The sequence below is a fragment of the Kitasatospora sp. NPDC022856 genome (assembly GCF_055561235.1).
This window is the reverse complement of record NZ_JBVHHE010000015.1, coordinates 161,030-178,027: the sequence shown is the minus strand read 5'-3', so window position 1 is coordinate 178,027 and position 16,998 is coordinate 161,030. Positions and strand designations below refer to the sequence as shown.

14 protein-coding genes are annotated in these 16,998 nt (G+C 75.7%); 7 read left to right on the top strand and 7 right to left on the bottom strand.

Annotation, left to right across the window (positions count from 1 at the left end; genetic code table 11):
• Nucleotide 1 precedes the first annotated feature (1 nt).
• Together ACZ34W_RS20935 and ACZ34W_RS20930 are read right to left on the bottom strand one after the other, a co-directional pair.
• Entirely contained in the window at nt 2–2,638 is a 2,637-nt protein-coding gene (locus ACZ34W_RS20935) for an AMP-binding protein (RefSeq protein WP_465606091.1), read from the bottom strand.
• Between the two features lie 158 nt (nt 2,639–2,796).
• On the bottom strand, nt 2,797–4,077 hold the full coding sequence (locus ACZ34W_RS20930) for an MFS transporter (protein WP_465606089.1): 1,281 nt from the start codon (nt 4,075–4,077) through the stop codon (nt 2,797–2,799).
• A 326-nt stretch (nt 4,078–4,403) separates the two neighbouring features.
• Between ACZ34W_RS20930 and ACZ34W_RS20925 the strand changes: the two genes are divergently transcribed.
• On the top strand, nt 4,404–5,903 hold the full coding sequence (locus ACZ34W_RS20925; RefSeq protein WP_465606177.1) for a glutamate synthase subunit beta: 1,500 nt from the start codon (nt 4,404–4,406) through the stop codon (nt 5,901–5,903).
• Nucleotides 5,904–6,039: 136 nt separating this feature from the next.
• Here the strand turns inward: ACZ34W_RS20925 and ACZ34W_RS20920 are convergent, their stop codons facing one another.
• Nucleotides 6,040–7,047: an NADP-dependent oxidoreductase gene (locus ACZ34W_RS20920; protein ID WP_465606086.1), complete on the bottom strand. Its 1,008-nt coding sequence runs from the start codon at nt 7,045–7,047 to the stop codon at nt 6,040–6,042.
• Between the two features lie 246 nt (nt 7,048–7,293).
• Between ACZ34W_RS20920 and ACZ34W_RS20915 the strand changes: the two genes are divergently transcribed.
• From ACZ34W_RS20915 to ACZ34W_RS20900, 4 genes are all read left to right on the top strand, one after another.
• Entirely contained in the window at nt 7,294–8,616 is a 1,323-nt protein-coding gene (locus ACZ34W_RS20915; RefSeq protein WP_329485778.1) for a YhgE/Pip domain-containing protein, read from the top strand.
• A 64-nt stretch (nt 8,617–8,680) separates the two neighbouring features.
• A complete protein-coding gene (locus ACZ34W_RS20910; protein WP_329485777.1) occupies nt 8,681–9,334 on the top strand; it encodes a TetR family transcriptional regulator in 654 nt (217 codons plus the stop codon).
• Nucleotides 9,335–9,381: 47 nt separating this feature from the next.
• Nucleotides 9,382–10,149: an SDR family NAD(P)-dependent oxidoreductase gene (locus ACZ34W_RS20905; protein ID WP_329485776.1), complete on the top strand. Its 768-nt coding sequence runs from the start codon at nt 9,382–9,384 to the stop codon at nt 10,147–10,149.
• 85 nt (nt 10,150–10,234) lie between these two features.
• A complete protein-coding gene (locus tag ACZ34W_RS20900) occupies nt 10,235–11,275 on the top strand; it encodes an NAD(P)-dependent alcohol dehydrogenase (RefSeq protein WP_465606083.1) in 1,041 nt (346 codons plus the stop codon).
• Between the two features lie 91 nt (nt 11,276–11,366).
• Here the strand turns inward: ACZ34W_RS20900 and ACZ34W_RS20895 are convergent, their stop codons facing one another.
• Nucleotides 11,367–12,599, bottom strand: coding sequence for a serine hydrolase domain-containing protein (locus ACZ34W_RS20895; RefSeq protein ID WP_465606081.1), 1,233 nt, complete (start codon nt 12,597–12,599; stop codon nt 11,367–11,369).
• Nucleotides 12,600–13,004: 405 nt separating this feature from the next.
• On the opposite strand from ACZ34W_RS20895, the gene ACZ34W_RS20890 reads away from it, so the two are divergent.
• The gene (locus ACZ34W_RS20890; RefSeq protein ID WP_465606079.1) at nt 13,005–13,661 is read left to right on the top strand and encodes a GPP34 family phosphoprotein; all 657 of its coding nucleotides are present in this window, start codon (nt 13,005–13,007) and stop codon (nt 13,659–13,661) included.
• Nucleotides 13,662–13,962: 301 nt separating this feature from the next.
• A complete protein-coding gene (locus ACZ34W_RS20885) occupies nt 13,963–14,595 on the top strand; it encodes an FMN-dependent NADH-azoreductase (RefSeq protein WP_329485772.1) in 633 nt (210 codons plus the stop codon).
• 109 nt (nt 14,596–14,704) lie between these two features.
• On the opposite strand, the gene ACZ34W_RS20880 is transcribed toward ACZ34W_RS20885, so the two are convergent.
• The 3 genes from ACZ34W_RS20880 to ACZ34W_RS20870 form a co-directional block, all read right to left on the bottom strand.
• Nucleotides 14,705–15,373 carry a hypothetical protein gene (locus ACZ34W_RS20880; protein ID WP_465606077.1) on the bottom strand — a complete coding sequence of 223 codons (669 nt, stop codon included), beginning with the start codon at nt 15,371–15,373 and terminating at the stop codon, nt 14,705–14,707.
• Between the two features lie 199 nt (nt 15,374–15,572).
• Nucleotides 15,573–16,334 (bottom strand): dienelactone hydrolase family protein, encoded by a 762-nt coding sequence (locus ACZ34W_RS20875; RefSeq protein ID WP_465606075.1) that lies wholly within the window; start codon nt 16,332–16,334, stop codon nt 15,573–15,575.
• A gap of 283 nt (nt 16,335–16,617) precedes the next feature.
• Nucleotides 16,618–16,989, bottom strand: coding sequence for a VOC family protein (locus tag ACZ34W_RS20870; RefSeq protein ID WP_465606073.1), 372 nt, complete (start codon nt 16,987–16,989; stop codon nt 16,618–16,620).
• Nucleotides 16,990–16,998: the final 9 nt, after the last annotated feature.

Below are 16,998 nucleotides of genomic sequence, written 5' to 3'. Positions count from 1 at the left end.
GTCAGGCCGCGGTCGGCGCGGCGACCGGCCGCGGCAGCTCGCCGTCGGCGAGGGCGTGCAACCCGGCGCTGACAGTGACGAGTTCGACCCCGTCCGGCCCACCGCCGTACCGGTGGGCCAGCGCCCGGGTCAGTCCGAGCAGGGCCTCGCCGCACAGCACCTCGTCCGGCTCGGCAACCTGCGCCCACAGGTGCAGCACCCGGTGCGGGCGGCGGCCGGCCGCCTCCAGCTCGTCCAGCAGCCGCGGCCAGCTCCCGGCCCGCCGCTGGTCGAGCGCGTAGCCGTCGCCCAGCCGGGCGAATGACTCGGCCTGGGACGCCTGGACGGTGTCCGGCAGCACGGCGGCGAGTGCGTCCGACAGCGTGCCCGGTCCGACCGGCCCGAGCAGCAGGACGGTCCCCGGCGGTGGCACCGGCGCGGCGTCCGGCGCGGGCCGGGGCTCCCAGGCCGCACGGCGGACGACGTCCGGCACGGTGCGGGCGTTGCCCTCGGCGAGGTCGAGGCGGGTGATCAGCGCGTCCAGGCCGCCGTCCAGCAGCCGGGCGCGGATCGCGGTGCGCTGGATCTTGCCGCTGGTGGTGCGGGGGAAGTCGGCGGCCGGGACGGGCAGCACCAGCGCGGCCGACAGCCCGAACCGCTCGGCCAGCGCGGCCCGTACGGCGCCCGCCGTCCGGTGCGGCTCGCCCGCCTCCGGGGTGGCCACGAAGAAGACCGCCAACTGCTCGCTGCCGCTGCGCTCGTCGGGCACCCCGCACGCGGCGACGTGACCGGAGAGCACCCCGTCGACGGCGGACACCACGTCCTCCAGGTCGTGGCAGAAGTGGTGGACGCCGTTGATGATGATGATCTCCTTGCGCCGACCGGTGAGGATCACCTCCCCGTCGCGCAGGTAGGCGAGGTCCCCGGTGTCGAACCAGCCGTCGGCGGTGGCGGATTCGCGGTCCGCCCGCGGGTTGTTCAGGTAGCCGGGAGTGACCCGGCCGGAGGAGACCTGGAGCCGTCCGATCCGCAGCTCGGGCAGGACGGCGCCCCGGTCGTCGGCGACCCGCAGCCGCGCGCCGGCGGCCGGGCGGCCCATCGAGAGGAAACGGGTGGCCGCCTCGTCCGAGCCCTCCGGCAGCGGCCGCAGCGCTCCGGTCAGCGAGTCGGTGGCCAGGACCTGGACGGCGCCGGGTTCGCCGTAGCGCTTGTAGGTGATGACGGTGCAGGTCTCGGCCATGCCCCAGGCGAGCAGCAGGTGGTCGGGCCGCAGCCCGGAGGGGGCCAGCCTGGCCAGGAACTCCTCGGCGACGCCCTCGGTGCACTGCTCGCCCGCGTTGATCAGGGACTTGACGGCCGAGAGGTCCCAGCGCCGCTCGGGGGCGGCCCGCAGCGCCTCGGCGACCAGGCGGTAGCCGAAGTTCGGCGACCAGGAGTGCGCGGCGCCCCGGCGTTCCAGCGTGTCCAGCCACAACAGCGGGTCGGCGAGGACGAGTTCGGTGGGGATGTGGGTCTGGTCGCAGGCCGCCACGACGTCCCGCAGGTGGAACATCAGCAGGCCCGCGACATGGTCGAGCGGCAGCCAGTTGACGGTCGGGTCGCCGGGCGCGAAGCCCTGCTCGCAGGCGCCCGCCACGTACTCCAGGATGCCGCGGTGGCTGATCCGGATCGCCTTGGAGCGCCCGGTGGAGCCGGAGGACAGCTGGAGGATCGCGACATCGCCGCCGGCGCCGTGCGGCGCGGCGGGCGGCTGCGCGGCGGAGCGGTCGACCGGGATCACCCGCAGACCGGCGGCCCGCGGGTCGAGCCGGCCGATGCCCGCGAGCCCGGCGACGGCCTCACCGGCGGCCAGCACCGGCGGGTGCTCCAGCGTCTCCCAGGCGTTGACCAGCTTCTCCAGGACGGGGCCCGGGCGGTCGTAGCCCGGCGGGCGGGCCACCGTGACGGGCAGGACGCCGCCCAGCAGGCAGGCCCAGAGCGCGGGGAAGTAGTGCTCCAGGTCCGGGACTTGGAGGATCGCGCGGTCGCCCGGGCCGAGGCCCGCCGCGGTGAGGGTGCCGAGCACGCGCAGCGCCCGGTCCAGCAGCTCGGGGTAGCGCAGGGTGGTGGCGCCGCCGTCGGCGCGCACCAGGTGCAGGCCGCGTTCGGGGTGCAGCCGGGCGGCGCGCAGCAGCGCGTCGGGCAGGTCGGCGGGGCCGTCGGGCAGCGCCGTCAGGGCGGGTCCGACGGCGACGGCGGGCTCGCCGGCCGCGGGCGCGGGCTCGGGCTCCGCCGGCGGCTCCGGTGCGGCCGGCGCGGCGGCGCCGAACGGGCGCCAGCGGCCGATGAGTTCGCTCAGGTGCCGGCGGGCGGGGCGGGGGTGCTCGCGCGGGTCGCGGGCGGCGGCCAGGGCGGCGGCGTCGGCCGCCCCTTCGGCGGTCCGGGGGATGCCGTCGACCAGGCGGATCTCCGCGTCGGGGGCGTCCTCCAGCAGGTGGGCGGCGGCCCAGCGGCGCAGTCCCGCGTGGTCCCGGTCGTCGGCCGGCACCAGGTAGACGATCGGCTCGGCGCCACCCGGGGAACCGCCGGGGACGAGGGCGCAGTCGGCCAGGCCGGGGTGGCGCAGCAGCCGGCCCTCCACCACGTCGGCTCTGGGGCGGTCGGGGCCGGGGACGCTCATGCGGGTCGTACCTTCCTGGGCTCTGCGACAAGGGCGGGCGGGGCGCGGTACGGCGGGCGGCGGCCGCGGCGGCCGCGGCGGCCGGTACGGCGGTCGGGCGGGTACCGCGGGCGGTCGCCCGGGGCTCGGCCGCCCGGTGGGGGAGGGCCGGTACGCGGCTAGTGGTCGGCGGGGACGGGCCGCGCGGCGGGCGCGCGCCGCCGACGGGCGCCGACCCCCACCATCAGCAGGAACCCGGCGGCCAGCGCGATCGGCACGGCGTGCGAGAAGCCGACCACCGTGAGCGGGCTGAACCGCTCCATCAGCCCGGCGCTGAGCAGCATCCCGACGCCCATGCCGAGGCTCTCGGCGCTCGCCACCAGCCCGAACGCCTGGCCGCGCCGGTCGTCGTCGACGGCCTGGATCCGGGTGGTGTAGGAGATCTCGGTGAAGCCGTCGGCGAGCCCGGCGCCGAGCGCGACGACGAGGAAGAGCGGGGTCGGCAGCCCGGTGAAGGCGAGGATGAAGCAGGAGGACATCAGCGCGGTGCCGACCGCGAAGGCCCGCTCGCCCGGCTCCCGGCCGCGTTTGACGAGCAGTCGGGAGACCAGCTGGTGGGCGCCCAGGCTGCCGACCGCCCAGGTGGCCCAGAACAGGCCCAGCACGGCGGCCGGGTTCTCCGGGGACGTCCGGGTCGCGAACACCGGCAGGCCGATGTTGTGCGCGGCCGAGCCGAAGGCGTCGACCAGCCGGATGGCGACCATCGCGCCGATCACCGGCAGGGTGCGCAGCAGCACCAGCCCGGCGAACCGCCCGCCCGGCTCGGCCGCCGGGCGCTCCGTCGCTCCGTCGCGCTCGGCCCGGGTGCGCAGCGGCAGTCGCAGCACGACCGTGCCGAACACGACGAAGCTGGCGGCGTCGGTGAGCAGCGCGGCCTGGAACCCGGCCCAGGCCACCAGCACGCCGGCCGAGGCGAACCCGAGCACCATCGCCGTCGAACGCCCCGTCACCAGCACCCCGTTGGCGCGGGCCCGGTGCTCCGGGCCGACCATCTCGGGCACGCTGCTGCGCAGCGCGACGGCGCTGAGCGTGCCGGCCGCGCCGAAGAGCAGAGCCAGCGGGTAGAGCACCGGGATCCGCAGGTGGTCGGGGACGATCGCGAGCGCCACCAGGCCGGTGGCCTGGGTGAAGGCGCAGCCGACCATCAGCAGCCGGCGGTCGACGCGGGCGACGACGCGCCCGGCGAGCACGCCGGCGCCGAAGCCGCCGAGCAGACGCAGCGTCAGGTACCCGGCGGTGCCGAGGGCGTTGCCCGCGGCCTCGTAGGCGAAGAGGCTGAGCGCGACCATGTTGAGCTGGCTGCCGTAGCTGGAGACGGCGTCCCCGACGGCGAGCCGGTAGAACGGCCTGGGCAGGGCGCTCGTGGCGGTACCCCGGCTCGGAACGGTGTGATCCCCCACGACGGCTCCATTGCCATGTGACATTTCATTTGGATCCTAGGGCGGCGCCGTCGGCGGGATCAAGGGGTTCGACCGCTCACGGCGCTAAGACCATACGACGGTACGCCGTCAATTCGGACCGGAACGTTCACTTCCGGCCACCCGGCGCCCGAGCATGGCCGACCGAGGCGCCCTGGCGACGGCCGGCCGCTGTCGCCGGGCGGTTCGCGGGCGTACGGTGGCCACACGGTGGTGCGCAGTGCGGTCGCGCGCCCGTCGGGGCGCGGGACGGTGGCGCCACCGCCCCGCGATGGCACGCCCCGCCGGAGACCGCGATGGCTGATCCCCTGGCCGACCGCATGGCCTTCTTCACCACGCCCCGGCGCCCCCGTGAGCGCCGGGACCCGCAGGAGCGGCTGGGGGACTGGCGCGAGGTCTACCGGGAGGGTGCGACGCTGCCGGTCGCCGGTGACCAGGCCGCCCGCTGCATGGACTGCGGTCTGCCCTTCTGCCACCACGCCTGCCCGCTCGGCAACCTCGTCCCGGACTGGAACACCCTGGTCGCCCACGACGACTGGCGCGCGGCCGCCGCGCGTCTGCTGGCCACCAACAACTTCCCCGAGTTCACCGGCCGGCTCTGCCCCGCCCCGTGCGAGAGCGCCTGCGTACTGGCGATCGACGCGGAGGCCGTGACGATCAAGAACATCGAGCTGGCGATCGCCGACCGGGCGCTGGAGAGCGGCTACGACCTGCCGCAGCCGCCCGAGCGGCTGACCGGCCTGCGGGTGGCCGTGGTCGGCTCGGGCCCCGCCGGGCTGGCCGCCGCCCAGCAGCTGACCCGGGCCGGCCACACCACGACCGTCTACGAACGCGCCGACCGGATCGGCGGCCTGCTGCGCTACGGCATCCCGGCGTTCCGGCTGGAGAAGCACCGGCTGGACCGGCGGATCGACCAGATGCGGGCCGAGGGAACGGTCTTCCGCACCGGCGTCGCGGTCGGCCACGACCTGCCCGCCGACGAACTGCGCGCCCGCAGCGACGCCCTGGTGGTCGCGGTCGGCGCGACCCGCTGCCGCGACCTCCCGGTACCCGGCCGCGAGCTGGCCGGCGTGCACCAGGCCATCAGCTACCTGACCCTCGCCAACCGGGTCGACGAGGGCGACTACCCCGTCTCGCCGGTCTCCGCCGAGGGCCGCCACGTAGTGATCGTCGGCGGCGGCGACACCGCCGCCGACTGCCTGGGCACCGCGCTGCGCCAGCGGGCCGCGACGGTCACCCAGTTCGACATCAACCCCCGCCCGCCCGGGCGCCGCGCCTCCGGCCAGCCCTGGCCCGTGCACCCCAAGGTCTACCGGGTGACCACCTCGCACGAGGAGGCCGGCGGCCCGGCCGCCGAGCCCCGGGTGTTCGCGGCAGCCACGGTGGGGTTCGAGGCGGGCCCGGACGGGCGGCTGGCGGCCGTCCGCTTCGCCGAGGCGCGGCGGCGCGACCGCAGCCCCCGGCCCGGGACGGAACGCACCCTCCCGGCGGACCTCGCCCTGCTGGCCCTCGGCTTCGCCGGCCCGGGCTTCCCCGGCGCCGGCTTCTCCGGGCCCGGCCGGGACGGCGGGCTGGTCGGCCAACTCGGCCTCGCCGTCGGCCCGCGGGGCACCCTCGTCCGCGACGAGGAGTTCGCAGGCGGGGCGGACGGCGTGTTCGTCGCGGGCGACGCCGGGCGCGGCCAGTCGCTGATCGTCTGGGCGATCGCCGAGGGCCGGGCGGTGGCGGCCGCCGTCGACCGCCACCTGCGCGGGCGCACCGAACTGCCCGCACCGGTCTCGCCGTCCGACGGCCCGCTCACCGTCTGAGCGCCCGCCGCGCCGCCGCCCGTCGCGCCGCGGTCCGAGGCTCTCACTGCCGTCGCGCCACTGCGGTCCGAGGCCCTCGCCGCCGCCCGCCGAGCAGCCGCGCCGGCCCTCATCGCCGCCGCGCCGCCCAGGCCGGTCAGACGAGTTCGAGCACCAGCTTGCCGGTGTTCTCGCCCCGGAAGAGCATCTGCAGGGTCTGCGGGAAGTCGTCCACCGTGCCCCGGACCACGTGCTCCAGCACCTTGATCCGCCCCTCGGCGATCCAGCCGCCGAGTTCCCGCGCGGCCTCCTTGTAGCGCGGCGCGTAGTCGAACACCACGAAGCCCTCCATCCGGGCCCGGCGCACCAGCAGCGACAGGTAGTTCGACGGCCCCTGGACGTCGGTGGCGTTGTACTGGCTGATCGCGCCGCAGACGACCACCCGGGCGCGCATCGCCAGGCAGGCCAGGGCGGCGTCCAGGATCTCCCCGCCGACGTTGTCGAAGTACACGTCGATGCCGTCCGGCACCAGGGCGCGCAGCGCCTTCCGGACGTTCCCGGCGCGGTAGTCGACCGCCGCGTCGAAGCCGAGCTCGTCCGTCAGCACGGCGCACTTCTCGGCGCCGCCGGCGATGCCGACGACCCGGCAGCCCTTCGCCTTGGCGATCTGGCCGACCATGCTGCCCACGGCGCCCGCGGCGCCGGAGACCACCACCGTCTCGCCCTCCTTCAGCGCGCCGACGTCCAGCAGGCCGAAGTACGCCGTCATGCCCGGGCTGCCGAGCGCGCCGAGGAAGGTCGACGGCGAGGCGAGCGCGGGGTCGATCCGCACGGCGCCCTTCCCGTCGGAGACCACGTGCTCCTGGACGCCGAAGAGGCCCGCGACCAGGTCGCCGATGGCGAAGCCGGGGTGGTTGGACTCGGTGACCTCGACGACCGACCCGGCCCGCATCACCTCGCCGATCCCGACCGGCGGCAGGTAGGAGGGGCGGTCGTCCAGCCAGCCGCGCATCGCCGGGTCCAGCGAGAGGTAGCGGGTGCGGCCGGCGAACCGGCCCTCGCCCGGCGCCGCGGCCGGCTCGGTGACGTGTTCCCAGTCCTCGGGGCCGATCTCGCCCACCGGCCGGCGGGCGAGGCGGATCTGGCGGTTCTCTGCGGACAACATGGCGGCTCCCGGTGGCTGGACTGAGCTGGAGCGCGGTACGGCGGACCTCCCGCGACGAGGGAGATTCTAAGCAAGCGCTTAGTCAGTGCGCCAGGGCGGGACCGGAGGTCCCGCCTCCGACCCGGTCCGGACGCTGCCGACCGGGTCGGCCTGCGGGCTGTTCGGGCGAGGCGCGCCGGTCGGACGGAGGTCGGCCGCTACCTTCTGGCGGGGGCGGGACGACCGGACGACGCGCACGGGAGAGCCATGACTTCGAAGCGGCCCGAGGGCGGGGTGGCGGTGGTACGGGTACGGGCCTGGCAGGTGCTCCGCAACCCCAAGGTCTGGATGGTCCCGACCGTCATCGTCGGCACGGTGGCCTTCCTGCTGTCGCTGCTCTACCTGGGCGGCATCATCAACCCCCGGGCGGACCTGCACCGGTTGCCGATCGGCCTGGTCAACGCCGACCAGGGGGCCGTCGTGGCGGGCCAGCCGCAGAACCTCGGCGCGCAGATCACGGCCGGCATCGCGGCCGCGCCGGATCCGCAGGGGCAGGTCTCCTGGCGGCTGCTCGACCAGGCCGCCGCCGACGACCAGCTGGCCTCGGGCAAGCTCGCGGGCGCGCTGGAGGTCCCGGCCGGCTTCACCGCCGCCGTGGCCGCGCTGGGCGCGCCCGCGCAGCCGATGCCGCCGCGGCCCACGCTGACGGTGCTGACCAACCCCGGGGTGGGCAGTCTCGCGTCCTCGCTGGCCTCCTCGATCACCCAGGCGGCCGCGCAACAGGCCTCGACGCAGCTCGGCAAGACCCTCACGGCGCAGGCGCAGGCGCAGGCCCAGCCGGCGGCCGGCGGGGGTGCGGCGATCAACGCGACGCTGCTCCAGCTGGCCGACCCGGCGGCCGTCGAGGTCAAGGTCGGCCACCCCATCGGCCCGCACAGCGGGCTGGGCCTGACGGCGTTCTACTACACGCTGCTCCTCGTGCTGGCCGGCTTCCTGGGCGCCAACGTGATCAGCAACGGTGTGGACGTTGCGCTCGGCTACGCGGCCAGCGAGCTGGGGCCGCTGCGGATGCAGCACCCGCTGGTGCCGATCAGCCGCACCCAGACGCTGACCGTCACCTGCGTGATGTCCGTCTGCCTCTCGGTGCTGACCTCCAGTCTGGTGATGCTGGCGACCGTGGTGGTGCTCGGGATGGACGCCTCGCACCTGCCGCTGCTCTGGGTCTTCTCGGTCTGCGCCAGCGCGGCGGTCGGGCTCGGCGCGCAGGCACTGATCGCCGCGTTCGGCGGGATCGGGCAGCTGATCAGCATGTTCGTCTTCATCGCCCTGTCGCTGCCGTCCTCCGGGGCGACCATCCCGCTCCAGGCGCTGCCGACCTTCTACCGGGGGCTGGCGGTGTTCGAGCCGATGCGCCAGCTCAGCGACGGCGTCCGGGCCATCCTCTACTTCGACGCGCAGGCCGACGCCGGGCTGGCGCGAGCCTGGGTGATGATCGCGATCGGCACGGTCGCGGCCCTGGTCTTCGGCTTCGCGATGACCACCTACTACGACCGCAAGGGCCTGCACCGGTTCCATCCCGAACCGAGCTGACCTGTCGAATGTCTCGCCGGGACTCATGTCCCAGTGGGACATTTCCGGGTGTACGGTGGACGACGTGAGCATCGAAGAGGCAGCGGGAGCGGCCCCCGAGGGCCGGCGCGAACGCAAGGCACGCCGAACCCGGGAGTCGCTGGCCGCCGCGGCCCTGCGGCTGGTCCTGGAGCGGGGTCTGGCCGCCGTCTCCGTGGAGGACGTCACCGACCTGGCCGACGTCTCCCGGCGCACCTTCAGCCGGTACTTCCCCTCCCGGGAGGACGCCGTACTGGACTGCCTGCGGGCCGACTTCGCCCGGATCAACGCGGCCCTGGCCGAGCGCCCCGCCGCCGAGACCCCGCTGACCGCGTACCGCGCGGCCCTGCGGGTCTGGCTGCGGGACGACCTCGACCCGGCCTGGCACCGGCGCCCTGGCGTCCGCGAGCTGTTCGGCCTGATCGCCGCAGAACCCGCGCTGACCGCCGCCTACCGGCGGATCTGCGTCGACGAGGAGGAGGCGTCCATCCGGATCGCCGCCGCCCGGCTCGGCCTGGACGCCGAGCACGACCTGCGCCCGGCCGTCGCCATCGGCCTCGGGGTCGCGGCTCTCCAGGCCGCCTCCCGCGCCTGGGTCCGGCACCCCGCGACCGGCGCGGCCCCCGACCTGCCCGACCTGCTGGAGCAGGCCTTCGAGCTGCTCACCGCCGAACCGCCACCCGACGGCACGGCGGTGTGAACGAGCGCGCCCACCCGGCGCGCACCGGTACGAAAGGAACGACCGCCATGACCGGCATCGACTACACCCAGGAGTTCACCGGCCGGACCGCGCTGGTCACCGGAGGCGCCTCCGGCATCGGCCTCGCGGTGGCCCGGCGACTGGCGGCCGGCGGCGCCGCCGTCGCGATCGCCGACTTCGACCCGGCGGGCGCCCGCGAGGCCGCCGCCGAGCTGTCGGCCGCCGGAGCCCGCGCCCTGGCCGTCGACGTGGACGTCACCGACCCGGAGTCGGTGCGCGCCGCCGTCCGGGCCACCGTCGACGGGCTCGGCGCCCTCCACCTGGCCGTCAACAACGCCGGCATCGCCGGGGCGGCCGCCCCCACCGGCGCCTACGAGCCCGAGGACTGGCGGCGGGTGCTGGCCACCAACCTGGACGGCGTCTTCTACTCGCTGCGCTACGAGATCCCCGCCATCCTCGCGGCCGGCGGCGGCGCCGTCGTCAACATGGCCTCGATCCTCGGGACCAACGGCTTCGCCGGCTCGCCCGCCTACGCCGCCGCGAAGCACGGCGTGGTCGGCCTCACCAAGACGGCCGCCCTGGAGTACGCCGCCCAGGGCGTGCGGATCAACGCCGTCGGCCCGGGCTTCATCGACACGCCGCTGCTGCGCGACGCCGACGCCGCCGCCCGCGACGCGCTGGTCGCGCTGCACCCGGCCGGCCGGCTCGGCCGCGCGGAGGAGGTCGCCGAGCTGACCGCCTTCCTGCTGTCCGACCGGGCCTCCTTCGTCCACGGCAGCTACCACCTGGTCGACGGCGCCTACGCGGCCCGCTGACCCGGCCGATTCCGGGGGGACACCGCACGCCGCGCGCACCGGACACCCGTCCCGAACGCGCCCGCACCGAAGGAGAGTCACGACGATGAAGGCAGTCCAGTACCGCAGGGCCGGCGCCGCCCCCGAGGTGGTCACCGTCCCCGGTCCGGAGCCCGGCCCCGGGCAGGTCCTGCTGAAGGTCACCGCCGCGGGCGTGTGCCACTCCGACATCGCCGTGATGAGCCTGCCCGCCGAGCAGCTGTCCTTCCCGCTGCCGCTGACCCTCGGCCACGAGGGCGTCGGCACCGTCGCGGCGCTCGGCGCCGGAGTGACCGGCTTCACCGAGGGCGACCCGGTCGCCGTGTACGGGCCCTGGGGCTGCGGCACCTGCGCCAAATGCGCGGAGGGCAAGGAGAACTACTGCCTGCGCGCCGCCGAGCTCGGCATCCGCCCACCGGGCCTGGGCGCCCCGGGCGCGATGGCGGAGTACATGATCGTCGACGACCCGCGGCACCTGGTACCGCTCGGCGGTCTCGACCCGGTGCGGGCCGTCCCGCTGACCGACGCCGGTCTGACGCCCTATCACGCGATCAAGCGCTCGCTGGGCAAGCTGGTGCCGGGCAGCACCGCCGTGGTGATCGGCACCGGCGGCCTCGGCCATGTCGCGATCCAGCTGCTGCGCGCGATGACGGCGGCCCGGGTGGTCGCCCTGGACGTGACCGAGGAGAAGCTGGCCCTGGCCCGGGCCGTGGGCGCGCACGAGGCGGTGCTCTCGGACGCCTCGGCACCGGCGGCGGTCCGCGCCCTCACCGGCGGCGTCGGCGCCCAGGTGGTGCTGGACTTCGTCGGCGCCACGCCGACGGTGGCCTCGGCCGGCGCGATGGCGGCGGTGGAGGGCGACGTGACGATCGTCGGCCTCGGCGGCGGCTCCCTGCCGGTCGGCTTCGGCACCCTCCCGTACGAGGTGTCGGTGGCCTCCCCGTACTGGGGCACCCGACCCGAGCTGATCGAGGTGCTGGACCTCGCCCGGGCCGGCGCGGTCGAGGTGCACGTCGAGACCTACGGCATCGACGACGCCCCGCTGGCGTACGAGCGCCTGCACGCCGGGCTGATCAACGGCCGCGCGGTGATCCTGCCGAACGGCTGAGCGCGGGAGCGGCCCGGACCGCCCCGGCCCGTCCGGACCGTCCCGGACCGTCCCGGACCGGCTCCGCGGCGGTCCGGGGGCCGCGCCGGGGTCAGCGGCCGGGCGGGGCGGCGGAGGCCGTGGGCGCGGCGCCGCCGCCGCAGGTGGCCGTGTCGATCAACACCTGGAAGGTGCGGCCGGTCGCCTCGCTCAGCTCGTAGGGATTCAGCGAGATCGCCAGCTGCCGGCGCCCGGCGGCGTCGCCCATCACGATCGTGCCGTAGCCCGCGATCCCGCCGCTGAGCCCCCAGTAGTCGCCGCAGGCGGTCGGGTACCGCACCAGCCCGAGCCCGTAGCCGCCCCCGGTGTCCGTGGTGACCTGCTGCTTCATCTCGGCCAGCTCGGCCGGGCCCAGCAACCTGCCGCCGAGCAGCGCGGCATTGAAGCGGGTGAGGTCGGCGGTGGTCGAGATCCCGGCGCCCGCCGGCCCGAAGGCGGAGGGGTTCTGCAGGGTGATGTCGACCGGGCCGTCGGCCCGCGGGAGGTATCCGTGGGCGTGCGGCCCGGGGACGAAGGGCGAGGAGCCGGGCATCGACGTCCCGGACAGGCCCAGCGGGCGGATGACGCGGCGCTCGACCTCGTCCGCCCAGGAGCGCCCGGTCGTCCGCTGGACGATCATCCCGAGCAGCACGTAGTTGGTGTTGGAGTAGTGCCACGGGCCGGGCTCCGAGTACGGCGGGTGGGCGTTGGCGAGGTCGACGACGTCCTGCGGCCGGTAGGTGGTCCAGCGCCCGACCCGCAGCCAGCGGTCGGCCGCCTCGCCCTCGGTGCTGAACCGGGCGTCGTCCGTGAAGTTGTAGAGACCGCTGGTGTGGTTCAGCAGCCGGCGCACGGTGATCGCGCCGCCGTTCGGTACGACCCCGGGCAGGTACCGCTCGACCGGGGCGTCCAGGGCGATTCTCCCCTCCGCGACCAACTGGAGCACCACGGTGGCGGCGAAGGTCTTGGTGACGCTGCCGATCCGGAACCGGGCGTCCTCGGGCACCGGCGCCCCGCTGCGCAGGTCGGCGACGCCCGCCGCGCCCCGCCACACCCGGCGGCCGTCCTCGCGCACCTCGGCCTGCACGGCGCTGGAGCCGCCCTCCGACACCACGGCCCGGATCGCCCGGTCCAGCGCGGCGGCGTCGGTCGCGGGCCGCGCCGGGGCGGTTGCCACGACGCCACCGGGCGTCGCCGCGAGGGCCGCCGGCGCCGCGGTGCCCAGGAGGCCGGCCGTCGCCAGGGCGGCGATCGCGGCTCCGGCGGCCGAGCGGCGGAGCCTTGACGGTGACGTGCTGACGGTCATGACGGTGTCCCTCCCGAGAAGCGCCGGATTCCCTTCCGGCTGATGCCAGCCTGGCCCCGGCCCGCCGGGGCGGGCGTCCGCCCGAGGTCGCGACGGCCTCCCCCCGGGGTGTCGTGCGGGCTCCGCCGGAAGGAGGAGGAGCCCGCCTATCGACCGGGGCCGTCCGTCCCGTCGACGCGGTTCGGCTCGACGGGTTCGGCTCAGCGCGGTTCGACGAGCCCCAGCAGCCAGAAGTCGGCGCAGGGGCCGGCGCTGGTGACGGTCGGGTCCCCGGGTCGGCCGGTGCGGCCGGGGCCGGGCAGCTCCCTGGTCCGGGTGCGTGCCGCGGGGTACGCCGCAGGTGGGAGGCCGATGCCCTCCTGCGGGCGGATGGCGGCCGGGGCGGTGCGCCGTATCGTCGGCGGTATGAGCCGACCGCTGCACCTGGCCACCTACCTGATGGCCTACGACACCCGGGCCCAGGCCCTCCAGGACCGCACCCGGGCCGGGTTCCTGCTGCGCGCCGCCGCGCTGGCCGAGCTGGCCCACCGCGGTGACCTCGTCGAGGACGGCCGGGGCCGGGTGCTGGTGGCACCCGGCGCCGGCCCCGCCGGGGACCCGGTGCTGGACGCCGTCCTGGCCGAGGTGGCCGCACGGCGGCGCGGCTGGAAGTCGTGGATCAAACGCGGCCGCGAGGAGACGCTGGACGCCGTCGAGCAGCGGCTGGCCGTCCTCGGCGTGCTGACGGTCCGGGACCGTGACCCCTACGGCCCCGTCGTGCCGCGGCGGCCGGTGGCGATGCCCGACCCCCGGGAGGCGCTGGACCGGCAGCTCCGGGTGGCCGAACTGGTCCGTGGCGAGGAGCCGGTGGGCGAGGTGGCGTTCGCGGACGCGGTGCTGGCGGCGCTGGCCGCGCACGGGCAGGTGCGGCTGGTGCTGTCGCGCCAGGAGCAGCGGACGCACGCCGGGCGCATCGCGGCCCTCACCGCGCGGCTGGGGGAGCGGGCGCCCGGGCTGGCCAAGGCGGTCGACGGGCTGGGGACGACCATGGTGGCCGCGCAGGGCGGGATGGGCGGCGGCTGAGCACGGGGCGCCGGCCGGACAGGTGGGGGAGCGGCGGAGCAGGGCGCCGCGGAGCCGGTTCGTCGACGCAGCGGGTGGGCAGGAGTGGTGAAGCGCTTGCTTTGACGTCGGCGTCAATGTCTACCGTCGACATCGCGTACCGGCGCCGAACGGGCGGCGGAGACGCGTCCGGGGGGCCTGGCCGGGTGTCCGGCCATGACCACCCGTGGTTCGACGGCACCGGAGACCGCGTCACACCGCTGACGCGGCCGACCGGTGGCGATGCTTTGATTCGCCCCTGATACCACCCGAGGTCGCCTTCATGCCTTCCCTGCTGCACATCGACGCGAGCATTCGTCACGACGGCTCCGTGTCCCGCGAGTTGTCCGCCTACTTCGCCACCCAGTGGCGCGAGAACCACCCCGACGGCGGTTACGTCTACCGCGACCTGGGTGCCGAGCCCGTCCCGCACATCACGCACGCCGTCCGCGAGGCCCTGCTCGACCCGAGCGGCGAGCACGGCGAGACCCCGGAGGAGCGGGCGCTCAGCGAGGCGGTCACCGCCGAGGTGCGCGAGGCGACCACGCTGATCATCGGCGCCCCGATGTACAACTACACCATCCCGTCGACGCTCAAGGCGTGGGTGGACCGTCTCGTCACCCCGGCCCACATGGTGGCTCCCGGCGGCGACCCGGGCCTGCTCAGCGGCAAGTCCGTCGTGGTGGTCACCGCCCGGGGCGGCTCCTACGCCCCCGGCACCCCCCGTGAGGGCTGGGACTACCAGGAGCCGTACCTGCGCGCCGTCCTGGGCGCGATCGGCCTGGCGGACGACCTGACCTTCGTCCACGCCGAGCTGACGCTGGCCGCGATCGTGCCGCAGATGGCCGCGCTCAAGCCGCTGGCGGAGAAGTCCCGGGACACCGCGTTCGAGACGCTCAAGACGCTGGCCGCCTGAGGGTCCGTCACGCGGTAGTCCTGTCGGTGGGTCGCGGGGCCGCGGCCGGGTGGTTCCCGGCGGCGGCCCCGCTCACGTCTCACGTCGGCCGTGGCCCCGGCCGGGGCGATCAGCCGAGCCCGGCGGGCCGGGTGATCCCGGCCCGCTCGGCGACGGCCAGCGCCGGCTTCAGCAGGAGCGGACGGCGGTCCTCGTGCTCCGGACCGGCCGCCGCCAGCAGATCCGCCACCACCGCGGCGTCCACGGTGCGCGCCTCGGCGTGCCGGACGAACCGGGCGAGCGCATCGGTGAACGCCGCCGCGTCCGCGGGCCGGACGGCGGCGAGCTCGGCCGCCTCGTCGGCGAACTCCGCCTCCGAGCCCAACCACCCGGCGGCGCCGGACAGTCCGTCGTCGTCGAGCGACTCCGGGTACGGGATGCGGTGCCAGGCCCCGGCCTGCCACCAGTAGACGAAGCCGAACAGGTTCCCCTCGGCGTCCTCGCGCAGCGCCTCCCAGGGCAGCCACGACGGACCGCCGGCGAGGAAGTCGATCTGCCGGCCGTCGACGTGGGTCCGGCTGCCGTCGGAGTCCTGCCCGCAGAAGACGACGCCGCCGCCCTCGCACCGCGTGACGCGCCACCAGTAGGAGCCGCCCGTCGCGTCGCACCACACCCCGTGCTCGTCCAGCCAGTAGCCCTCGGGGTTGCCGTGGGCGGCCTCCAGGAGGGCGAAGGCGACGGCCCTCGCCCACACCCGGTCACCGTGGTCCAGATCCTCGGGCCGGCTCGGCCTGTGCATGATGCTGCTCCTCCTCAGATGGGTCGGGCCCAGCCTGGCACACGCCGCCGACAACGCGAGGAGCGGGCTCGCGCTCCTGCCGGAGGCGCCGCGCGGCGAGGTCATGGTGCGGGAGACGTCTGCGGCACCGGCCGGTTCCGGTCCGGCGGCCGCAGACGCCCCCGCCTGCCGGCGTCCGCGCGCGGAGGCCGGCAGGCGGTCACACACCCTTCAGGAACGCCCCCGCCCTGCGCCACGAGTCCTCGGCGGACTCCTTGTCGTACGGCGGGTGGCCCGGGAAGAAGAAGGCGTGCTGCGCCTCGGGGTAGACGACCACCTCGTGCGGGACGCCCGCCGAGGCGAGACCCGCGACGACCTCCTCGCGCTCGGCGGCGCCGATCACATGGTCCCGGCCGGCGAAGAACAGCAGCACGCGCGTGCCCACCCGGGCGATGGCCGGGGTGTCCTCGGCGAGCGGGGCCGGGCGGCTCAGCGCCGTGCCCGAGGTCGTCAGCCAGCCGGGGAAGTAGGCCACCACGGCGTCCAGTTCGAGGCGGGTCGCCGCGAAGTACGCGATGTGCCCGCCGAGGCTGAAGCCGATCATGGCGGTACGCGTCGAAGCCCCCGCGTACTGCCGGGCGTGCGCGACGGCGGCCCGCAGATCCGCCTCCACCTCGTCCCGGGCGAACCCGTCGAGCAGTGCGAAGGCCCGGGTACGGTTCTCGGGGCTCTGCGCCATGCCGGCGGCCGTCCCCTCCTCGCCCGCGCGGTGGTAGAGGTCGGGCGCGACAGCGACGAAGCCGAGCGCGGCGACGTCCCGCACCGTCTTCCGGACGTCCTCCGTCACCCCCCACAGCTCGGCCCCGACGAGCACGACGGGGTGGTCCCCCGGCTCGGCGGGCCGTGCGAGGTAGGCCCCCATCGGCGGCGCCCCCGCGGCCGCCTCGATCCGGATCTGCTCAGCAACGATCTCGTACGCCATCGTCCGTCCCTCGCTCCACGTCGCACCGCGCGTCCTGAACTCCATTCGGGCTCTGCCCTGTTGACGATCATGGGTGAGCTTGCCGGAGAGGCATGCTAGCCCAGTCGATCGCCTCGCGAACGCAGCGGTGCGGCTCGACCGCCGCCTCCCGGTCACCGCATCCCGGACCGGGCGGCCCCTCGGACGTCGGGGTCCGCTCCCGTCCCCCCGGTCAGTGGGTGGCCTGGACGGCGATGCCGACGAGCGGCCTCACCCTCACCTCGGCTCAGGGACCGACCTCGGCTCAGGGGCCGACGTATTCGTACACGCCCCCGTGCGGGTGCCGCAGTACCGCGCGGTGACCGTTGGGGGTGGGTTGCGGCGGCATCACCACGGTGGCACCGGCCGCGCGTCCCTCCTCGACGGCTGCCGCCAGATCCGGGACGGCCAGGGTGGCACTCACTCCGGCGAACGTCCGTACCGCGTCGTCCGGACCGCAGAACAGCAGGAAGGGTCCGACGCTCGCCAGCCGCACACCTGCGAAGGTGAAGCGGCTCGCGGTCCGGCCGGTCAGCCGTTCGTAGAAGGGGATGGCCGCTTCCAGGTCGTCGACGCGCTGTCGTGCGATCACTGAGTCGATCTTCGAGTTGATGTTTGAGTCGATCTGCATCGGCATGCTGGAACA